Here is an 816-nt window from a genome sequence, read left to right as displayed (position 1 = left end):
GTCCAGTCCCCTCGCCCACCCCGTCCGCCCGCGAGGCACGGTGCCGCTGCAGACGCTGGGCGACGCCCGAGCATGGCTGCTCGGGCTGCCGCCGACCGAGGCTAGCCGCCCGGCCTGGCAACGGGCTGCCGGGCTGTTGATTGCGGCGGCCGAGGACGGCACCATGATCGGAGAGGCGACCGACCAGCTCGAACGCGCCCTCTTCCTCGGCTATCGCCTGGACCTTTCCGCGACCGAATGATGACCACCCTGGCCCTGCGTCTGCGAGCGACAGAGATCGTCCCCGGCGAGCGGCTGCCGGACGACTGGTGCGTCGTGCTCGAAGGCCGAGCCATCGGGCGGATCATGCGCGTGCAGAGGGCCGGCGCGGAGTGGGCGTGGTTCTGGACCCTGATGCTGTTTCCGAGCAGCACGGCCGACCGTGGCGACGCCCCCACCTTCGAAGAGGCGAAGGCAGCGTTCCGCCGCCGGGCCGAGGCCGTTTGGCCCTTCGATCTCGGCCGCCTGACCCACCTGCCGAGGGAGAACTCATGATCCGCACGCCCGGCCTCTGGTGGGCCCGCATAGACCACGACGGCACCGGGCCGGCCGAGGAGCCGACCGTCGTCGAGCTGGACGGCGACGGAGACATCTGGGCGATCGCCGACCCCGACCCGCTCGACCCTGCCCGCGTCACATGGATCGAGCCGGTCTCCCCGCCGCGAGGAACCGCCCCCGCAGCGACGCTCTCACAGCGGTAGCCGGTCGGCCGGCAGGTCCCACACAGGATCGTCGGGCCGCGGCCCCATCACGATAAGCTCCGGCGCCTCGGCGCCC

Annotated in this window: 2 protein-coding genes and 1 pseudogene; all 3 read left to right on the top strand. The window is 72.5% G+C overall.

All coding sequences use genetic code 11. The features are described 5' to 3' along the window. A pseudogene (locus tag ABTU92_RS29960) lies at positions 1–241 on the top strand (hypothetical protein); the annotation flags it as partial. Then, complete coding sequence (locus ABTU92_RS29955; protein ID WP_408095178.1) at positions 238–534, top strand: hypothetical protein; 297 nt, start codon at positions 238–240, stop codon at positions 532–534. The pseudogene ABTU92_RS29960 and the gene ABTU92_RS29955, both read left to right, overlap by 4 nt. Further along, a complete protein-coding gene (locus ABTU92_RS29950) occupies positions 531–740 on the top strand; it encodes a hypothetical protein (protein ID WP_408095177.1) in 210 nt (69 codons plus the stop codon). The genes ABTU92_RS29955 and ABTU92_RS29950 overlap by 4 nt, the downstream gene beginning before the upstream one ends. The last annotated feature ends 76 nt before the right edge of the window (positions 741–816 follow it).

Source organism: Rhodoplanes sp. SY1, assembly GCF_046000175.1.
Lineage (GTDB): Bacteria > Pseudomonadota > Alphaproteobacteria > Rhizobiales > Xanthobacteraceae > Rhodoplanes.
This window is presented reverse-complemented; position numbering and strand designations above follow the sequence as displayed.